The 18,349-nt window shown below is 52.0% G+C and carries 20 protein-coding genes; 3 read left to right on the forward strand and 17 right to left on the reverse strand.

The genetic code is table 11. The features are described from left to right. Window positions 1-228 precede the first annotated feature (228 nt). The 10 genes from ftsH to DWZ60_RS02670 all read right to left on the reverse strand — a co-directional run bounded on the left by ftsH (window position 229) and on the right by DWZ60_RS02670 (window position 8,573). Window positions 229-2,091 (reverse strand): ATP-dependent zinc metalloprotease FtsH, encoded by a 1,863-nt coding sequence (gene ftsH, locus DWZ60_RS02625; RefSeq protein ID WP_055227250.1) that lies wholly within the window; start codon window positions 2,089-2,091, stop codon window positions 229-231. A gap of 9 nt (window positions 2,092-2,100) precedes the next feature. Continuing rightward, a complete protein-coding gene (gene hpt / locus DWZ60_RS02630; protein WP_022462110.1) occupies window positions 2,101-2,637 on the reverse strand; it encodes a hypoxanthine phosphoribosyltransferase in 537 nt (178 codons plus the stop codon). Further along, window positions 2,634-4,055 (reverse strand): tRNA lysidine(34) synthetase TilS, encoded by a 1,422-nt coding sequence (gene tilS, locus DWZ60_RS02635; RefSeq protein ID WP_055227252.1) that lies wholly within the window; start codon window positions 4,053-4,055, stop codon window positions 2,634-2,636. Before tilS ends, hpt begins: the two co-directional genes overlap by 4 nt. Before the next feature lie 47 nt (window positions 4,056-4,102). Beyond that, window positions 4,103-5,551 (reverse strand): SpoIIE family protein phosphatase, encoded by a 1,449-nt coding sequence (locus DWZ60_RS02640; protein ID WP_117813687.1) that lies wholly within the window; start codon window positions 5,549-5,551, stop codon window positions 4,103-4,105. A 74-nt stretch (window positions 5,552-5,625) separates the two neighbouring features. Further along, window positions 5,626-5,955: an FtsB family cell division protein gene (locus DWZ60_RS02645; RefSeq protein WP_022462107.1), complete on the reverse strand. Its 330-nt coding sequence runs from the start codon at window positions 5,953-5,955 to the stop codon at window positions 5,626-5,628. A gap of 100 nt (window positions 5,956-6,055) precedes the next feature. Further along, window positions 6,056-6,463: a spore cortex biosynthesis protein YabQ gene (yabQ, locus tag DWZ60_RS02650; protein WP_118697472.1), complete on the reverse strand. Its 408-nt coding sequence runs from the start codon at window positions 6,461-6,463 to the stop codon at window positions 6,056-6,058. Window positions 6,464-6,465: 2 nt separating this feature from the next. Then, entirely contained in the window at window positions 6,466-6,744 is a 279-nt protein-coding gene (gene yabP / locus DWZ60_RS02655; RefSeq protein WP_330410109.1) for a sporulation protein YabP, read from the reverse strand. A gap of 87 nt (window positions 6,745-6,831) precedes the next feature. Continuing rightward, entirely contained in the window at window positions 6,832-7,071 is a 240-nt protein-coding gene (locus tag DWZ60_RS02660) for an RNA-binding S4 domain-containing protein (RefSeq protein WP_022462104.1), read from the reverse strand. A gap of 10 nt (window positions 7,072-7,081) precedes the next feature. Beyond that, on the reverse strand, window positions 7,082-7,354 hold the full coding sequence (locus DWZ60_RS02665) for an HU family DNA-binding protein (protein ID WP_022462103.1): 273 nt from the start codon (window positions 7,352-7,354) through the stop codon (window positions 7,082-7,084). A gap of 241 nt (window positions 7,355-7,595) precedes the next feature. Continuing rightward, complete coding sequence (locus DWZ60_RS02670) at window positions 7,596-8,573, reverse strand: phosphotransferase (protein ID WP_117509466.1); 978 nt, start codon at window positions 8,571-8,573, stop codon at window positions 7,596-7,598. Window positions 8,574-8,821: 248 nt separating this feature from the next. Between DWZ60_RS02670 and DWZ60_RS02675 the strand changes: the two genes are divergently transcribed. Together DWZ60_RS02675 and DWZ60_RS02680 are read left to right on the forward strand one after the other, a co-directional pair. Continuing rightward, a complete protein-coding gene (locus DWZ60_RS02675) occupies window positions 8,822-9,748 on the forward strand; it encodes a beta-N-acetylhexosaminidase (protein ID WP_119206803.1) in 927 nt (308 codons plus the stop codon). Beyond that, window positions 9,745-10,686 (forward strand): hypothetical protein, encoded by a 942-nt coding sequence (locus DWZ60_RS02680; RefSeq protein WP_119221201.1) that lies wholly within the window; start codon window positions 9,745-9,747, stop codon window positions 10,684-10,686. Before DWZ60_RS02675 ends, DWZ60_RS02680 begins: the two co-directional genes overlap by 4 nt. A 72-nt stretch (window positions 10,687-10,758) precedes the next feature. Here the strand turns inward: DWZ60_RS02680 and DWZ60_RS02685 are convergent, their stop codons facing one another. Next, entirely contained in the window at window positions 10,759-12,087 is a 1,329-nt protein-coding gene (locus tag DWZ60_RS02685) for a CCA tRNA nucleotidyltransferase (protein WP_117509468.1), read from the reverse strand. A gap of 141 nt (window positions 12,088-12,228) precedes the next feature. Between DWZ60_RS02685 and DWZ60_RS02690 the strand changes: the two genes are divergently transcribed. Further along, on the forward strand, window positions 12,229-13,638 hold the full coding sequence (locus tag DWZ60_RS02690; protein ID WP_158576274.1) for an AI-2E family transporter: 1,410 nt from the start codon (window positions 12,229-12,231) through the stop codon (window positions 13,636-13,638). A 75-nt stretch (window positions 13,639-13,713) separates the two neighbouring features. On the opposite strand, the gene DWZ60_RS02695 is transcribed toward DWZ60_RS02690, so the two are convergent. The 6 genes from DWZ60_RS02695 to DWZ60_RS02720 form a co-directional block, all read right to left on the reverse strand. After that, window positions 13,714-15,183, reverse strand: a complete 1,470-nt coding sequence (locus DWZ60_RS02695; protein ID WP_119221203.1) for a glycoside hydrolase family 30 protein — start codon at window positions 15,181-15,183, stop codon at window positions 13,714-13,716. After that, the gene (locus DWZ60_RS02700; RefSeq protein ID WP_119221204.1) at window positions 15,080-16,195 is read right to left on the reverse strand and encodes a helix-turn-helix domain-containing protein; all 1,116 of its coding nucleotides are present in this window, start codon (window positions 16,193-16,195) and stop codon (window positions 15,080-15,082) included. The genes DWZ60_RS02695 and DWZ60_RS02700 overlap by 104 nt, the downstream gene beginning before the upstream one ends. 94 nt (window positions 16,196-16,289) lie before the next feature. Next, window positions 16,290-16,778, reverse strand: a complete 489-nt coding sequence (locus DWZ60_RS02705; RefSeq protein ID WP_022462096.1) for a deoxycytidylate deaminase — start codon at window positions 16,776-16,778, stop codon at window positions 16,290-16,292. Between the two features lie 43 nt (window positions 16,779-16,821). Further along, the gene (gene upp / locus DWZ60_RS02710; protein WP_022462095.1) at window positions 16,822-17,451 is read right to left on the reverse strand and encodes a uracil phosphoribosyltransferase; all 630 of its coding nucleotides are present in this window, start codon (window positions 17,449-17,451) and stop codon (window positions 16,822-16,824) included. 24 nt (window positions 17,452-17,475) lie between these two features. Then, window positions 17,476-17,919: a ribose 5-phosphate isomerase B gene (gene rpiB / locus DWZ60_RS02715; protein ID WP_055218692.1), complete on the reverse strand. Its 444-nt coding sequence runs from the start codon at window positions 17,917-17,919 to the stop codon at window positions 17,476-17,478. Between the two features lie 40 nt (window positions 17,920-17,959). After that, entirely contained in the window at window positions 17,960-18,346 is a 387-nt protein-coding gene (locus tag DWZ60_RS02720) for an arsenate reductase/protein-tyrosine-phosphatase family protein (RefSeq protein WP_147397711.1), read from the reverse strand. Window positions 18,347-18,349 lie beyond the last annotated feature (3 nt).

Genomic DNA, 18,349 nt, shown 5'->3' on the forward strand with positions numbered 1-18,349 from the left:
TAATGTATTGGGGGGTTTTTACAGTTATTATAGTACCATACGTCCCTCGAAAAGTCTGCACAAATCGCGATTTTTTTTCATTTGATTCTTATTCAAAATAACGATGAATTTTTCCGGCGTTTCGGATTTTCTGTTTTAATTTGCACAAACGCCCGTAAAATCACAGAAAAAAACCTGCAAAAAACTTTTTTTGTTCTCTGCAGGTTTTCTATTGCAAATAAAAAGATATCAGATTTCTCCAGAAACTTCCGGTGCTGTTCCTGTCATCTGTGCTTCCTGCTCAAAAATGGCTTCGAATTCAGCACGGCTCAGCTTCTCTTTTTCCATCAGCTGCTTTGCACACTCATGCAGCACATAGGAATGCTCCAGAATAATCTGTTTCGCCTGATCGTGGCATTTCTCGATCATCTGGCGGACTTCCTCATCGATGGCTGCGGCTACATTCTCGCTGTAGCTCTTCGTATGGCCCCAGTCGCGGCCGATGAAGACCTCATCCGAGTCGGAATCGTAAGCGACAAGACCAAGGTTCTCAGACATACCGTACTTCGTAATCATGGAACGCGCGGTAGCCGTCGCCTGTTTGATATCCTGTGATGCGCCCGTTGTGATATCGTCGAAGATCAACTCCTCTGCCACACGGCCGCCGAGGCATACGGTGATGTACTGCATCATTTTGCCTCTCGTCTGGAACATATCGTCATTCTCCGGCTGCGGCATCGTGTAGCCCGCTGCGCCAGGACCTGTCGGGATAATGGAGATCGTGTAAACCGCCTCCATATCCGGCAGCATATGGAACAGGATCGCATGGCCTGTCTCATGGTATGCGGTGATCCGTTTTTCTTTATCCGAAATGACTTTACTGCGCTTCTCCGCACCGATGCCCACTTTGATGAAAGCAGACTTGATATCGGACTGGCGCACAAATCTTCTGCGGTCCTTTGCCGCCATGATCGCTGCCTCGTTCAGCAGGTTCTCCAGCTCTGCGCCGGTGAAGCCTGCGGTCGTCTGCGCGATCTGTTTCAGATCCACATCCTCGGCCAGCGGTTTGTTCTTTGCATGGACTTTCAGGATTTCCTCACGGCCCATGACATCCGGCGGTCCTACAACCACGCGGCGGTCAAAACGGCCCGGACGGAGAATCGCCGGATCCAGGATATCGACACGGTTCGTCGCTGCCATCACGATGATGCCCTCATTGACGCCGAAACCATCCATCTCAACGAGAAGCTGGTTTAATGTCTGCTCTCTCTCATCGTGGCCGCCGCCCATGCCGGTGCCTCTTCGTCTTGCCACGGCGTCGATCTCATCGATGAAGATGATGCACGGCGCATGTTTTTTTCCTTCCTCAAACAGGTCGCGGACACGGGAAGCGCCGACGCCGACGAACATTTCCACGAAATCCGATCCGGAAATGCTGAAGAACGGCACGCCTGCCTCTCCTGCAACAGCTTTCGCCAGAAGGGTTTTACCGGTTCCAGGAGGGCCCACAAGAAGAACTCCTTTCGGGATTCTTGCGCCGACCTGTGTATATTTCTCCGGTGCTTTCAGGAAATCGACCACCTCAACAAGGTCTTCTTTTTCCTCTTTTAAGCCCGCAACATCGCGGAACAGGACTTTTTTGTCTTTGTCGGTGGACATATGGGCGTTGCTTTTTCCAAAATTCATCATTTTGTTTCCGCCGCCTCCACCGCCGCCCATGGAGCGGTTCATCATCGACATGCCGAAAAGAAGGATCATACCGAGCAGCAGGGCCGGCAGGACGGATGTCATGAAAATGCTGTCTCTCTGGACATTCTGCACGGTGTACGTTACATCAGCATCCTCCAGAAGGCTGATAGCTGCGTTTACGTCGGTCACATTGACCGTATAACTGTCACCGCCCTGCTCCTGTACCACGACGGAGCCGGTCGGCACTTCTTTGTTCTGGACAATCTGCGCGGATGTCACTTTGCCGTCTTTTACGGCGGTTTCAAATTTCTGCTGACTTGGGCTGCTGCCTGCGCTGATTTTTCCGGTGATATAGAACATGGCAAGCACGATAATCACCATAAACGCCGCGTAGAGTCCAAATCCACTGCGCTGTCTGTTCATATTTTCTTTTTACTCCTCGTCTTCGTGAAACTCCACTACTCCGATGTATGGAAGATTCCGATATTTCTGTGCGTAATCCAGACCGTAGCCTACGACGAACTCGTCCGGGATATTAAAGCAGGTATAATCTACTTTGACATCGCGCACTCTGCGCTCCGGCTTGTCGAGCAGAGTACACAGGTGTACGGATTTCGGATTTCTCTTTTTCAGGATGTCGATCAGATAGTAAAGCGTTCTTCCGGAATCGATGATATCCTCCACGATCAGAACGTCTTTTCCTTCCAGCGGCTGATCCAGGTCTTTTACAATACGGACAACTCCGCTGGACTTGGTGTCATCGCCGTAACTTGATACGGACATAAAGTCAAGGCTTACCGGCACTGTGATGCGTTTTGCCAGCTCGCACATAAAGAATACGCCGCCTTTTAAAACGCAGATCAGGTGCACTTCTTTTCCTGCGTAATCGCGGTTGATCTGGTCTGCTACTTCTTTAATTCGTCTGTCTACTTCTTCTTCGCTTAATAATACTCTGATTGTCTCTTTCATCTGTTTTCCTCCTTACCAACGCCAATCTGTATCTGCAGAACTGCTTTCGTGTCTTCCCCGACACGGCCGCTCTCTCCTCTGCGATACCCCACGACCCACCAGATCTCCGGTCCGTCGGCGAGCAGCAGAATGGAATCCCGCTCCTCTTTCGGTATCTTGGCATCAATCATATAATCTTTTAGTTTCTTTTTCCCGCCTTTTGCGGTTACTCTCAGATAATCTCCGCTTCTTCTCGTGCGGAGGACAAGACCGTCTTTTATTTTATCACAGTCAAAGCATTTCGTATACTTTTTTTCTTCAATTCTTTCGGGAAAAACCGATGTTTTTTTCACAATCGTGACTGGATTTTCTGCAAATGCGAGACTTTTTTCCTCTTCCCACCCGGCCGGAACCGGAATTGGAACTTCTTCGCCGCTTTTCCTTTTCCGTTCTTCTTTTAAATGCACTCCCTGCTTTTCCAGGCGGAGCGTCTCGTATCCGCGCACGGCGGTGATTCCATACGGCAGGCAGACACTTTTTCCGACCTGCTTTTCAAAAAGTTCCCGCACAGATTCCAGATGCTCCCTGGTAAGATCCTTCCGTTTTCCCGCCAGCTGTTCCAGAACGCGCCGGATCACGTAGCGCTGCAGAAGAGGCGCTTCGCTGCTCACCGCATCACGCAGCACAACCGCATTTTTCTCTGCGGATGCATACCGCTCCATCAGCTGATCCGTCTGCTGCTCCAGATATTCCTCCGTTTCCAGCAGGTCCAGCGATGTCTGTGCCATATGCGCGGCGGCACGCGGATTGACCTCTTCGGTCAGATACGGCAGCACATGGTGGCGGATTCCGTTCCTCGTGTAAGCATCCTCTGCATTCGTGCTGTCCTCACACCAGGAACACTTACGGCTTTCCAGTTCCTGCCGGATCTCTTTTCGTCCGACGCAGAGAAGCGGACGGATCACATTCCCCCGCACGGGGCGTAAGGAGGCAAGTCCGGCCAGCGACGTTCCCCGTGCCAGGTGATGCAGCATCGTCTCCGCAACGTCATCCTGGTGATGGGCGAGCGCAATTTTCACTGCCCTCTGCTCCTTTGCGCACGCTGCAAAAACTTCCTGCCGCGCCGCGCGTCCCGCCTCCTCCGTCGAGAGATGCTTTTCTTTTGCGATCTTCTCCACGGGACAGGAATAGAGATAGAACGGAACATCATATTCCCGGCACAGATTTTCTGCAAATGCCGCATCCCGCCCGGCTTCCGCGCCGCGCAGATTATGGTTGACGTGGACAGCCAGCAGCGAAAAGCCAAGCGGCTCCTGCAGTTCCCGCAGCAGATGAAACAGGCAGACGGAATCCGCGCCGCCGGAAAGGCCGAGCAGCACGCGTTCGCCTGCCGTTACCATATGATACTGTTCCATAAAGGCTCTTACTTTCTCTCGCATCCTTCGTTTTTACTCCTATTTTTTCCAGATTCTGGCGACCAGAACCGTCATATCATCCGTGCGCGGCAGCCGCCGAGGCGCAGCACGCGTTCCAAAAGCTCCCGGGCAAATTCCCGCGGCTCGCTGTTTTTCACTTCGAGAAGAAGCTGCTTCATCTGCTCCGTCCTGTCCCCGGGCAGCGCGTCCAGCACTCCGTCCGTCATCATCACAAGGTAATCACCGTCGTACAGCTTTTTCGTTGTGGTATCAAAATCCGTCTGGGAAACGAGACCTGCGGCAAGACTGGTCGACTCCACAACCTCCACCCACGTATCCCGCCTAAGGAACGTCGGCGATGCACCTCCTTTCAAAAAGCTGCAGACGCCTGTGTAGAGATTAATCGAAGCAACATCAAACGTGGAAAACATCCCTTCCTTTGGCTGCAGCAGAAGCATCGAATTGATCATCCGTGCCGCCATGATCCGCGGGAATCCGGCGCGCAGGAACTGTTCAAACAGCTCCACCACCGTCTCGCTCTCCCTGTTTGCCTCGATCCCGGAACCCATGCCGTCCGACAGGCAGAGGACAAACTGGCCGTTTTCGCAGAGCACACTGTAATTGTCCCCGGAGATACTCTCCTGCTCCTTGGTGATGCGTCCCACACCGTAGAGAACCTGGAATTTCACATCCTCCTGAAACAGCACCGTCTGGTATTCTCCGCTTAAGACCTGTGCCCCGTCGCGTACCGCAACCATCGGGATTCCGCACAGGGAACCGATCAGTTCCGCCGTCTGGCGAAGCGTGATCCGGCAGTGACGGCCCGCTTTGACCGTCATATAGATCTGTAAATGCTCTTTCGGCCGCTCCTGGAGCCAGATTTTCTGGACGAAAGCCCCGTTTTTCTTCATCTGGCGGCAGATTTTTTCCGAGAGCTCGTCCGGCAGACTGTTGAGGCTGTACAGATCACACGCGGCGCGGTCCATAATCCCGGCGACTTCACTTAACTGTTCTGCCACCACGCGGCGGCTCTCCGCCACACGCCCCGACCAGAGCGCCGTCTGGCGTTCCTGCTGGTAGCGGTTCCAGAACAGTTCCAGAAAGCGGGAGCCGTTCAGGCAGGAGGCGTTCCATTCGCCTTTTGCACGGCTGATCTCGTCCTCATCCCCGTCGGCGATTGTCTGAAGAAGTTCCTGGCACCGCTCGCGCGTCAGGTTTCCGTACTGCTCCCAGCACCACGACGCCTTCGCACAGCGGCTACAGACTTCCTGCTGTTCTTTTTCCAGAATCTTGTCCACCCGGCCCGTCTCCGGCATCACACTTTTTGACGGCATCTGGTAAAAGCTCTCTGCCAGAACGCGGAACGAATCGGCGTAGTGCTCCATCTGCAGTTTCTGCGGATGATTGTCATAGACGGCCGCTTCCCGGCGGCTTCTTCTGGCTTCCAAAAAAATTTTAGCCATGTCCCCTGCTGACAGCAATGCGCCGATCAGGAACATGGCAATGATCCACTCCGGCATGTTCCGCTCCTCCTCTCTTTGTTCTGGACTTCAAAGGGGACTGCGAAATCATGCCCTTTCTTTATCTGTTTTGTTTATTTCGACTGGGATTCTTTAAATAAAATCTCATTATCCTTTACCATGCCAAGTTTTTCTCTTGCCGTTTTTTCTATGTACTCATCGGTCTGCATGTATTCTTTCAAGGCGGTAATATCATCGGTGCGCTGCTTCTCCTCTTCAATCTGGCTGTCCAGACTGGAAAGACGGGATGCATTTGCATTGACCTTCTGCTGAAGGCTGATTCCCTTTACGGTAAGGACTGCAACCAGGCAGCACAGGACTACGGTAATTGAGAACTCTGTTGTACGGCTCTTCTTTCTGACTTTTTTCTTTCGGCCAGAATTCTTTTCTTCCCTTTCTTTCATTCTTTTCTTTACCCTTGCTTTCTATTTTCCAACCGTCTGCAGCCAAACTATCTGTTGTTTTTCGTCCGCAGACTTGTTTCTTTTGTTCTTACATGTGTAGTTACATCTTACCGTTCTTCCCATGAAATTTCAACCTTTTTCTCCGTTTTTTCATACTTTTTACCAGCCATTTTCCTGGAAAAGCGAGGATTCGCCCTGCTTTTTTGATTTCCTTTGCCAGAAGTTCCGGAAGAAAGCGTCCAAACGATGCGTGGTACAATGCAGCGCCCCCAAGGATGCCGCCAAACAGATACCCGCGGAGAACGCCGCTGTTCTCTCCGTAAATCCGTACAAACAGATACAGCGCTGCCGCAATCCAGTAGCAGAGGTCCTCTGCAGATACCGCCGCATGGCTGTGGCGGATCAGTTTCCGCACTGTCTTGATCAGATCGTACCAGAACCCCAGGACTGCCCCCTGCCAGATGGAACAGGCGAACAGAATCAGCTCCCGGGTGACATACGCACTCATTTTTACCGGAACAGCCGCGCAAGCGCAGACCCCTTCTTCTGCAGCGGCCCATGTTCCGTATAGACCAGGCTGTCGATGCTGCCTTCGATATCCGCCTCTCCCTTTTCCAGCTCCAGGCGGCCCACATGCAGCTCTTTTCCGCGGATGGTAAGAACACCGCAGACGGTCACGAGCAGAACTTCGTTCTCATCAAAGCTTTTCACATCCTGCACTCCGCCAAGAGAAAGTGTTTTCCGCTGTTCCAGCAAAAGGCGGTGCGCCTGTTCGTTCATCTCCCCCATACAAAAAACCTCCATACAATGGTCTATACACCCATTATATGAAGGTTTTCTCTTTTTATTCGCTGCACATGAATCCTGCCGCACTTCTTATAAGTAGCGGTAAAGCTCCTGTGCTTCTTCTTTTTTCACGGTTTCCTGCACATTCAGCACTTCTACCCTGACGGATTTACTTCCGAACTGAATTTCCAGTACATCTCCTGCCTTGACCTGTGCGGATGCTTTTGCCGGTCTGTCGTTGACGAGGACACGGCCTGCATCACAGGCTTCATTGGCTACGGTACGCCGCTTGATCAGTCTTGATACTTTTAAAAATTTATCTAAGCGCATAGATTTTTACTTAGTTCATCATGTCCTTTAAAGCTTTTCCTGCTTTGAATTTCGGAGTTTTGGAAGCTTTGATTTCCATGGTCTCGCCAGTCTGCGGATTTCTTCCTTCTCTTGCTGCTCTTTCGGATACTTCGAAGGTACCAAAGCCTACCAGCTGAACTTTCTCACCTTTCTTTAATTCTTCAGATACTACATCGATAAATGCTTTTAAAGCAGCCTCTGCATCTTTTTTGGATAAATTTGTCTGCTCAGCCATAGCTGCAACTAATTCTGTTTTGTTCATGAGTTTTACTCCTCCTGTATCTTACATTTGTTTTTTACATGGTACGCGGGCCCGCTGATACACACGACCTGCCCTGCCGGCTGTTTTTCTTCCGGATGATCAGTCTGTTACGTTGACCGGCTTTTTCGCGTAGCTGTATATATTTATATACTAATGCGTCTCTCTTGTCAAGAAAAAAGTCCCCCATACCAGCGGTTTTATGGCGATTTCTGCCCAAAACAGACTCTTTTCCACCGCACGGTTAAAAGAAGGATCCCTTAACAAACCGCAACCAGTCTGCCTGCTGCGCATTGAGTGTTTTTAGTTTCTCCGTATTCCGCCCGGATATCCACGATTTTCTGCTTCCGTAGTAGCGGTTTGCCAGTTTCCAGTATTTCCACGGATAGGAAAGATAGAGGCGGAGTGTCTCGATTTCCCCCTCATCGAGCGGCCGTCTGGCGCTGTAGGCGTTTAAGATCCGTTCTGCCGCGCGCTCGCTCCAGCCGTGTTTTTCCAGAATTTTCCGCATAAAATAGCCAAGATCTGCCACCTGGAGATCGAAGTTCCACTTGTCGAAATTGACCGCCGTTTCGCCTCTGCCGTTTTCCAGCAGAATATTGTGCTGGCTGAATTCCCCGTGGCAGACGGCGCCTTCTTCGTCCGCCCGCTGCCGCAGTTTTTCATAGGAAGAAGCTTTCATTTCCGCGGCCGCCCGCTCTCCCTGTTCCAGATACGGACCGGCGCTTGCCAGCAGCAGTTTTTCAAACTCATTTTTCTTCTTTTTTGTCTGCAAATACTTTCGGATCTTTCGAATTTCCACATTGTGGCGGATGCACTCCTCCACGATGGATTCCCTCCGGTATTCCATTTTCACCGGCAGATGAGCTGCCGTATGTAGCCGCGCCAGCGCGTCCGAGGCGCGGATAAGATCCTCACTGTTTCCCGTCTCACATTCCCGGCCCGGGTACCAGTTCCGCACAATGTACGTTCCTCCGTCGTCCCCGCGCGTTGCAAGCGCTCCCTCTTCGTTCCGCAGAATCTGATCGCACCGCAGGAGCCCCGACTCCGTGATGCGGCACTGTAGAAGATACCGCTGCTCCAGTTTTTCTGCCGCCGTCCCGAACTCGCTGATCAGCTTATCCCCCTGTTCGGTGTGGCACAATAAAGCGCCCCGCACCCGCATTGTGCCGGAAGCCGTAAGACCGTAATGGGACAGCACACTCAATCCATAATCATACAAGAGCCTGACTCCTTTCCCTGTTGTGATCGTTTTTGGGGTCACGATTCAATGTATGCGTATCCGCCCTGTGCCATGCATACTGGTTTCTGTTTTTTCTTTCATCCCAAAAGCAATGTTGAAAGTGTTTTCTTTTTCTCTTATTTTATTGTTTTTAATTTCACCGCATGGTAAAATATTCCAAACTTGACAGGATGAAAAACACCTGTTATGGGGTTCTCTAAAATCATTTTATTTTAAGGAGGGTTTTTATGATTTTCTTACCACAGCCATCTTCCCTTTCCTACGGAGAGGGCACCTTTACAATTCACTATGACAGCCGCATTTTTCTCGATTCCGAGAGCCCGGCTGAGCTTTTTTCTGCAGCACAGCTTCTGCAGCAGGAGATTGAGACACAGACGGGATTCCGTCCTGCCATCTGCCGCCGTCATCAGCCGGTGGGATCACACCTGATCTATCTGACTGCCTCTCCGGAATTATCCCGTGAGGCTTATACCCTCGCTGTCACACCGGAAAACATCACGATCTGCGGATCTCTGGAAAGCGGCGTTCTCTACGGCGTGCAGACACTCCGTCAGATGATCCGCCAGGCAGGTGCTGTTCTTCCAACCGTCCTGATCTCCGACAAACCGGCCATGGAAAACCGCGGCTTCTACCACGATGCGACCCGCGGACGTGTTCCGACGCTTTCCTATCTGAAACAGCTTGCCGCCACCTTGAGCTTCTATAAAATCAATCAGCTTCAGCTCTACATCGAGCACAGCTATCTCTTCGACGATCTGACCGAGATGTGGCGCGACGATACGCCGCTCACTGCAGAGGACATCCTCGAGCTGGACCGCTACTGCAAGGGACTTGGCATTGATCTCGTTCCGTCGCTTGCAAGCTTCGGCCATCTGTACAAGCTGCTCTGCACGAAATCGTATGCACATCTGTGCGAACTGGAAGGCTCTGCTTCGGCTCCGTTCTCCTTCTATGACCGCCAGGCGCACCATACGCTCGATATCACAAACCCGGAGAGCCTCTCCCTTGCCAAACACATTCTTTCCGAATATATGCAGCTCTTCTCCTCGAAGTATTTCAATCTCTGCGCGGATGAAACGTTTGACCTTGGAAAAGGGCTTCCCGCGCACTCGCCGAGGAAAAGGGAACCACCGTCATCTACACCGAGTTTGTGACAGAGCTTGCCAACTATATCACTGAATCCGGCCGCACGCCGATGTTCTGGAGTGATGTCATCAGCCAGGAGCCGGAAGTTTATCATCTCCTGCCGAAGAACCTGATCTGCCTCCACTGGGATTATGCGTCAAATGTTTCATCGGAGCGTCTGACCCGCCTTGCCAATTCCGGTGCCGAGCATCTGTATGTGTGCCCGGGCGTACAGGGATGGAACCAGCTCATCAACAAGTATCATGAGGCGTATGAAAACATTTCCAGAATGGCGCGCTACGGCCACGAATGCCATGCGATGGGACTTCTGAACACTGACTGGGGCGATTACGGCCACATCAATCACCCGGACTTCTCCCGCATCGGCATGATCTACGGCGCGGCGTTCTCCTGGAATGCAGACATTCTGCCGGAGGAGGAAATCAACCGCCAGATTTCCGTGCTGGAATTTGGTGATGCTTCCGGAAAACTTGTTTCCGTGCTCGATCTTCTCTGCCATCAGGATGCGTATCCGTGGCGCACTGCCGTTATGGTACAGGAAGCACTCGAACTGCATCAGAACAAAGAAGAGGCTGCCGAACTGCTCCGCTCCTGCGCGGAAGGCGATGCGGATGCAGCAAATGCTTCAATCGACGCGCTCTGCGCCGTTCTGTACGAGAAAGCCGGCACCGTCCGCCCGGAGAACCGTCCGATGATCTATGCGTACCTGCTCGCCGCAGACGGCCTGAAAGTGCTGAACCGCCTGCTGCCGTTCCTGCGCGCTTCCCTTCTTTCCGAGGGCACTCTGCCGGAGAAAGAAGACTGTTTTGCACTCGCCGGAGATCTCGAACGGTGGCTGCACAGCTATAAAGAGCTGTGGCGCACCGTCTCCAAGGAGAGCGAACTGTACCGCATTGCCCATGTGTTCTGCTGGTATGCGGATCTGCTGCGCGATCTGAACGTATAAAACCAGCAAAAAACAAAAGAGCGCCGGGGACGGATTGTTCTGTCCCCGGCTCTCTTGTTTGCCGTTTTGGCTTTACAGCAGTGTTTTTACGTACTCTGTCAGGTATTCTTTTGTATTCTTCGCCGGATCTTTCATCACTTCTTCCAGCGCCGCGTTCAGGCATTCGCCGATTTTCGGGCCTTTCGGGACACCGAGTTCCATCAGATCTTTGCCGGAAACGGCCAGCATTTTCAACGTAAAGCAGTCGCCGTTATCGAGAATTTCTCTGACGCACTCCCTTACCTTTTCGATCCGTTCCAGGGTTTTCTCCCGCTGGTACAGGCTTTTGGCCATCGTATCGGCTTCCTGCACGATCATCAGTTTTTCGAACAGCTCCGGGCCGAGTTTGTTCAGAATACGGCGGATCACCGGTTTCTCCGGAGCCATGCGGCAGTCATGCCAGCGGATCAATGCTGCGACCTGGCGGATGGTTTCGTTGTCGAATTTCAGACGGCGCAGAATCGCTTTCGCCATTTTCTCCCCCGCCGGTGCGTGGCCTTTAAAATGATCGATGCCGGCCTCATCCGTTGTGCGGCACGCCGGTTTTGCAATGTCGTGGAGCAGCATCGTCCAGCGCAGAATCGGATCTGCCGGAACGTGCTGCAGAGCGGCAATCGTGTGCTCACCGACATTATAGCAGTGGTGCGGATTGTTCTGCGGCGTTTTCATCAGTTCATCAAACTCCGGCAGCACAATCTTTGTAATACCCGCCTCATAGACGGCCTCCATGTACTCCGGCCGCTTCGAGATCAGCAGTTTATTCAGTTCCACACGGATCCGCTCGGCGCTGATTTTTTCAAGCGTCGGCGCGAGTGCTATGATGGCATCCAGTGTTACCGGATCGAGTTTGAAGCCGAGCTGTGCGGAAAAGCGGAGGGCGCGCAGGATCCGCAGTGCATCCTCACTGAACCGCTCGGTCGGATTTCCGACACAGCGGATGACTTTGCGCTGTAAATCCCTGATTCCATCGAACAGATCCACAAGCCCCTCTTCGTTGTTGTATGCCATCGCATTGATCGTAAAATCACGGCGGCGCAGATCCTCGGCGAGGCTGGAGGTAAAGACCACTTCTTTCGGATGGCGGCCGTCCTCATACTCTCCGTCGATGCGGTACGTCGTGACCTCGTGCGCGCCGCTTCCGGCCAGAACTGTTACCGTTCCGTGCTCCAGTCCCGTATCCACGGTGCGGTCAAAAATTTCTTTTACCTGCTGTGGGGAAGCAGAGGTTGTAATATCCCAGTCGTCCGGCTCCCGCGCAAGAATCGTATCGCGCACACAGCCTCCGACCGCGTACGCCTCGAAGCCTTTCGCATGCAGGGAATCGATTACCATATTTACGCTTGGCGGCATTTTTATCTTCAAATTTGTTATCTCCTTTTTCTAAATCTGCTTTTCCAGTATAGCAGTTTCCTTTTTTTCCCGCAAGTGTGGTTGCGGTTGTATTTTGGGGATTGCATGTGTATAATAGAGGTTAATAAAATTCGAAAGGGGATTTACATTTTTATGAAACTGGATCGTTACCGAAAATATGTCCGGGCCGGCGTTACTGCCTTTCTGGTACTTGCAGCGTCCATGATTTTTTACTACCTGCTCTTCCACCAGACTTCTGTGCGGACCGCCTTTCACAATGTCCTCGACATTCTCTCCCCCCTGATTGCAGCCCTGATTCTCGCCTATGTGATCAGCCCGATCATTAACTTCATAGAACAGCGGATCATCGCCAGACTCTTCGCCCGCCACGGAAAAACACAGTCGGTACGCTGCAAAAAGCTTGTACGGGCGCTTTTGATTCTTCTGACGTACGTCGCCATGCTTTTCGCGCTGTACGGACTCATTGCGACCCTGATCCCGGAGCTGTTCTCAAGTATCACAAACATTGTCTCCAACTTCTCCAACTATGCAAACAACATTCAGGATTTTGCCACAAAAGTGCTGGCGAATTACCCGGAGATGCAGCAGACGGCAGACCAGTACATCTCCATGTTCTCCGCAAAGCTTTCCAACTGGCTGACCAATGACCTGATGCCGATGCTCCGTACGTTCCTTCTGAACCTCTCCGGACAGCTCGTCAACATGGTTACGTTTTTCAAAAACATTCTGCTTGGCGCGATCGTTGCGATCTACATGCTGTACAACAAGGAAAGCTACATTGCCAAGCTGAAAAAAGCAGTCTACGCGCTGCTCGGTCTGGATCACGGAAATGCCGTGATCCGCGACTGCCAGTATGTGAACCAGGAATTCAGCGGATTCCTCGTTGGAAAAGTCATCGATTCGATCATCATCGGTGCCATCTGCTATCTTGTGACGAGCCTGATCGGCACCCCGTACGCACTGCTGGTCAGCGTAATCATCGGTGTGACGAATATCATTCCGTTTTTCGGCCCGTTCCTCGGCGCCGTTCCGTGTCTTCTGCTGATCCTTCTGATCGACCCTCTGCAGGCACTGTATTTCCTGATTTTCGTCGTTCTCCTGCAGCAGTTTGACGGAAACTTCTTAGGACCGAAAATCCTCGGCGAGACGACCGGTGTGTCCAGCTTCCTTATCATCATCTCGATTCTGATCGGCGGCGGCTTCTGGGGTGTCTTTGGCATGATCATCGCCGTTCCGGTCTGTGCCATTATCTGCACGGTCTGCCGCAACTTCGCCAACCGTCGTCTTGAAAAACATCACCTGCCGGATGACGATGCATTTTACTTCCACATGGACCACATTGATCCGGAAACGAGACAGGCGATCCCATATCAGAAAAAGAAGATCGACGAGGCCGAAGTCTTCCACTTCCCGGGCTACCGGCTGCGCAAAGCGCTGACAAAGCTGGCCACGGAAGAGTCTTCGGTTGATGCGCCGTATACACCGGCAAAGCCTTCGACCGAAGAGAAAAACTCAGATTCTTCCGATTCCGATCAAAAATAAATCTTATCTTACAAAAATGCCTTCTGTGCAGACTGTTTCCATTCTGCACAGAAGGCATTTTTTTATTTTTGCTTTTTATTTCTCGATTACAACCGTGCTGAGTGTCTCTGCCGGAAGATCGACACGCATGATATGTCCGTTGACACGCAGGAAGCTGCCGGAATCCTCTTTTGTGCGGTTCAGCAGGATCACAACGTAGCTTCCGTCTGGATTGACTGCGGCCGTTACATCCAGGTTTGCTCCGTATTTGCTCCAGCCGATGCGTTTTGCACCCGGAGCAATATATTTGGAAATATGGCCGATGTAGTGGTACATGATCGGTTTGCGGTAATGGAAATCATCATCCACAATCAGACCTGAGGTGAATCCCATCGGTACGTGGCGCGGGCCGCCGTCTTTGTCTACGAGGAAGTTCCAGTCGATCCAGCGGTTCATGCCGGCGTTCAGGTTTCCGATCATATCGTGTGCATAATCTGCGGCGTCAAGGTAATCGACGTACTCTGGTGTCTGGAAGTTCACCGGTCCGAAACTACCGTCGCCAAAACCGATTCTGCCCGGCATGTGAAGGGCACAGCACTCGGAAAGCATGAAGGTTTTGTCCGGGTATTTCTGTTTCATCAGCTCAACAGCCTCGAAGTGGTCGCCGGAATACCAGTGGAATGCGATACCGGCTACCATGTCCATGGTCTCCTCGTCAAGGACGGTCAGAACGTGCTCGATCATACGCTCTTTGTTGTGATCCCAGATGAAGATGCCGATCTTGTCCGTCAGGCCTGCTTTTTTCATCTCCGGATACAGATAATCTTTCAGGTAGGTTTTGGACTCTTCCGGTGTCCATACGCAGCTGTCCCAGGTGGTAGCCGCTACGGTCTCGTTCTGCAGGCTCAGCATCGTCACCGGGATTCCCTCATCGAGGTATGCCTGCAGATATTTTACGACGTATTTTGCCCAGCTTCCGTAATACTCCGGTTTCAGGCTGCCGCCGTGGTTTCTCTGCGGAATCTCTTCCGGAACCGGCATTCCCATTGCACCGTAAACAGCAGCATCATTCTTTGCGATCTTCGGTGCAGTTTTCCACTGATACGGCGGAGACCACGGGCTCATCAGAACACTGATCGGCTCTGCGGAGATTTCGATGGCTTTTTTCAGCATCGGAAGGACATATTTGCGGTCGCGGTCGATCGAGAAGGTTGCCAGATCCGGGTCTGCGATCGGGTCTGCGACTGCCTGATACTCCTCAAGGGAATAGTCACAGCTGTCGATCGGCACGCGGACAAATCTTGCATGAAGGCCGTCCGGTCCGAAAATATCCTGTAATGCCTGATTCTGTGTTTCCTCATCCATACGGGACAGCAGGTATGCGCTGCTCTCGGTCATGGCGCCGCCGAAGCCCTCGATGGTCTGGAACGCAAAGTCCGGATACAGGTTGATGACGTTCGACTCAATCATTTTTACGCTCTTGGACTCGTCTTCCGGTGCCAGCGCTTTTTCCCAGGTTTTTGCTTCCCCTTTTACATGGTACGTTGTAATCTGTTTTGCTTTCATTTTCCACACTCCATTTTTCACATGTTTTGCGGCATTTACTGAAAATCCGCTGTTTCATGCTTCCACTATACCATGCTCTCTTCTTCTTGTTTAGTGCCTTTTTCGGCAGAAAATTAGGCATTTCCGCTTTTCTGATTCTTACCCACTGGCCCATCGGGCGGTCTCCTTTTTCCTTTTCATACCGCTTCTGCATTTCCTTCATGCTGCAGCCGTACCGCTCCTTAAACAGACGCGACACCGACTTGTAGTTTTCGCAGCCGTGTTTCGGCAGAAGTTCCATGATCCGCGCCTCGGGATGCTGCAGGTCGCGGCAGATCCGGTCGAGCCGGATTTCATACAGATACTGGTAGACCGTCAGACCGAGGTACCGTTTCAGAAGCTTCGACAGATAATTCGGCGTATAACCAAAGTGCTCCGCGACCTGCGCCACCGTCAGCTTTTTGGCGTAATGCTCCTCAATATACCGCATGACCTCGCGGATCTGCTGTACGGCCTTCTGATTCTGCGGAATGTGTTCTTTTCCGATCCGCACCGCATAGTCCACCAGTAAGCGGTACAGTGCTTCAAGAAGAAGGCTGTCGAATTTTAACTGATACCCTTCTTTCTGCGCACCGTACACCTCGTCCATCTCCCGGAGAACTGCTTTGAATTCTGCGAGTTTTTGTTTTTCCGCCTCACTGGCCGGTCTTTCATCCACAACAAAGTAAAGCTGATCGTAACGCTCCATGTACTGCAGCAGCATCTCGTACGGAACCTGCAGGACGATGGCCTGATTCGGATAGGCTGTCACGGCGTGGATCGTGCCGGAGTTGATGACGAGAAGTTCATCTGCCCCGATCTGCCGCTCGCCGCCGTCACCGAAACGCACTTTCAGACGGCCTTCCAGAAGATAAATGATCTCCAGATCGTTGTGCCAGTGCGGCGGGTTGCTGTAGCCGCCATCGTCGATGCTGTGGAAAAAGCGGATGCCGATATCCCCGTTTGCCGTAATCCATTCGAAATTGCTCTCCATGGTGCCCTCCCGTTTCTTGTCTTTTCGTGTATACAGACGAAGCGCGTCTGAACTTTCTGTTCGTTCAGGCGCGCTCCTTCTATTATCTTTTCTGCTACAGGGACATGGTAATTTCCCGCCCTGTGCGGTGGTATTTCTGAAAAGTGACTCCGGACGCCTTCATCATCCGTTTCGATGCGATCACGGACGGGGTGTCCGCGTACTTGTCGCAGTCGTAGATCACCGTTTTAATTCCCGCCTGGATAATCGCCTTGCAGCACTCATTGCATGGGAACAATGTCACATACAGCTTGGCTCCCTCGAGGCTTCCGCCGCGGTAATTCAGGATGGCGTTCAGTTCACTGTGCGTTGTGTAAAGATACTTGTTTTCCAGCGGATTTTCACTTGTCTTTCCCCACGGGAACTCGTCGTCCGAGCAGCCTCTCGGGAAACCGTTGTATCCCATGGACAGAATCTTGTTGTCCTCGCTCACAATGCAGGCTCCCACCTGTGTGTGCGGATCCTTCGAGCGCATACCGGCAAGCTGGGCAACTGCCATGAAATATTCATCCCAGGAAATATAATCCTCTCGTTTATCGCTCATACCCATTTCCCCTGTGTTTTCTTAACGTACTTTGCTTCCGCTCTTATTTCGTACCGAAGATACGGTCTCCGGCATCGCCGAGGCCTGGTACAATGTAGCCGTGCTCGTTCAGATGGTCATCCAGTGCTCCGACGAAAACATCGACATCCGGGTGAACCTCATGCATTTTCTCGATTCCTTCCGGAGATGCGATGATGCACATGAAGTGGATCTTCTTTGCGCCTTTTTCTTTCAGCATGGTGATGGCTGCCGTTGCAGAACCGCCGGTTGCCAGCATCGGGTCGGTTACAAATACTTCACGGCTTGCGATGTCTGACGGAAGTTTGCAGTAATACTCAACCGGTGCCAGGGTTTCCGGATCACGGTACAGACCGATGTGTCCGATTTTTGCTGCCGGAATCATAGCCAGCATACCTTCTACCATACCAAGACCGGCACGGAGGATCGGCACAACTGCCATTTTCTTTCCTTCGAGCTCTTTTACGGTTGTTTTGCAGATCGGGGTTTCAATTTCAACGTCTGTGAGCGGCAGCTCTCTGGTTGCCTCGTAGCACATCAGCATTGCAATCTCGCTGATCATCTCGCGGAACTCCTTGGAGCTTGTGTCTTTCTTTCTGATAATACCGATTTTGTGCTGGATCAGTGGGTGATCCATGATGACTGTTCTTGCCATTTTCCCTTCTCCTTTGTTTAAAATTTATTCATTTTCTCCTTCATGCTCAATCAAGTGAATCCGGCGTTCGTGACGCTCTTCTCCGGAAAATGGAGTGTTCAGGAAGGTTTCTACGATTTTGATTGCAAGGCCAGGGCCTACAACGCGTCCTCCCATCGCCAGTACGTTGGCATCGTTGTGCAGGCGGGTTGCCTCTGCGCAGAAGCAGTCGGTGCAGAGTGCTGCACGGATTCCTTCCATTTTGTTTGCCGTGATAGAAATGCCGATGCCGGTTCCGCAGATCAGGATTCCCTTATCACACGTTCCGTTCTGGATCGCATGGCCTACTTTTCTGGCGTAAACCGGATAATCAACTGCCTCGTTGCTGTAGCATCCGAAGTCCTGATATTCCAGTCCCTGTTTGTCCAGATATGCTTTTACCTCCTGCATCAGCTCATATCCGCCGTGGTCGCATCCTAAAGCTATCATTGTTCTTCCTCCTCTTTCAGCCGCGCAAGAACACCTTCAATCAGGAATTCCAGCGCTTCATAACATTTTCCGTATTCGGTAAGCGGTTCCCCGTAAAGGCGGGGATGTCTCCTGCCAGCCGCAGAAATCCGGCGATCGTCTGCAGATGGGGCGCATCCGGGAAGTCCTCACGGATCTTTTCCCTCTGACTGTCCTCCATCACAAGAAGCAGCGTGTCGTCGTTGATGTCCTCCGCGGTAAGCGGTGTGGTGGTGTGGTCTTTGGCCGAAAGCCCGTTGCGCGCAAGCACTGCCTCTACCTTCTGGTTGACCGGCTGCGGAAACAGAACGACAAGCCCGCGGGAACCAATTTCCATCGGCCACGGAAGCTCTTTGCTCTGCAGAATCGCCTTCGCCATCGGTGCGCGCGCGGTATCGTCCGCGTCCACAAA

It is taken from the genome of Blautia sp. AF34-10, from assembly GCF_003477865.1.
GTDB classification, from domain to species: domain Bacteria; phylum Bacillota; class Clostridia; order Lachnospirales; family Lachnospiraceae; genus Fusicatenibacter; species Fusicatenibacter saccharivorans.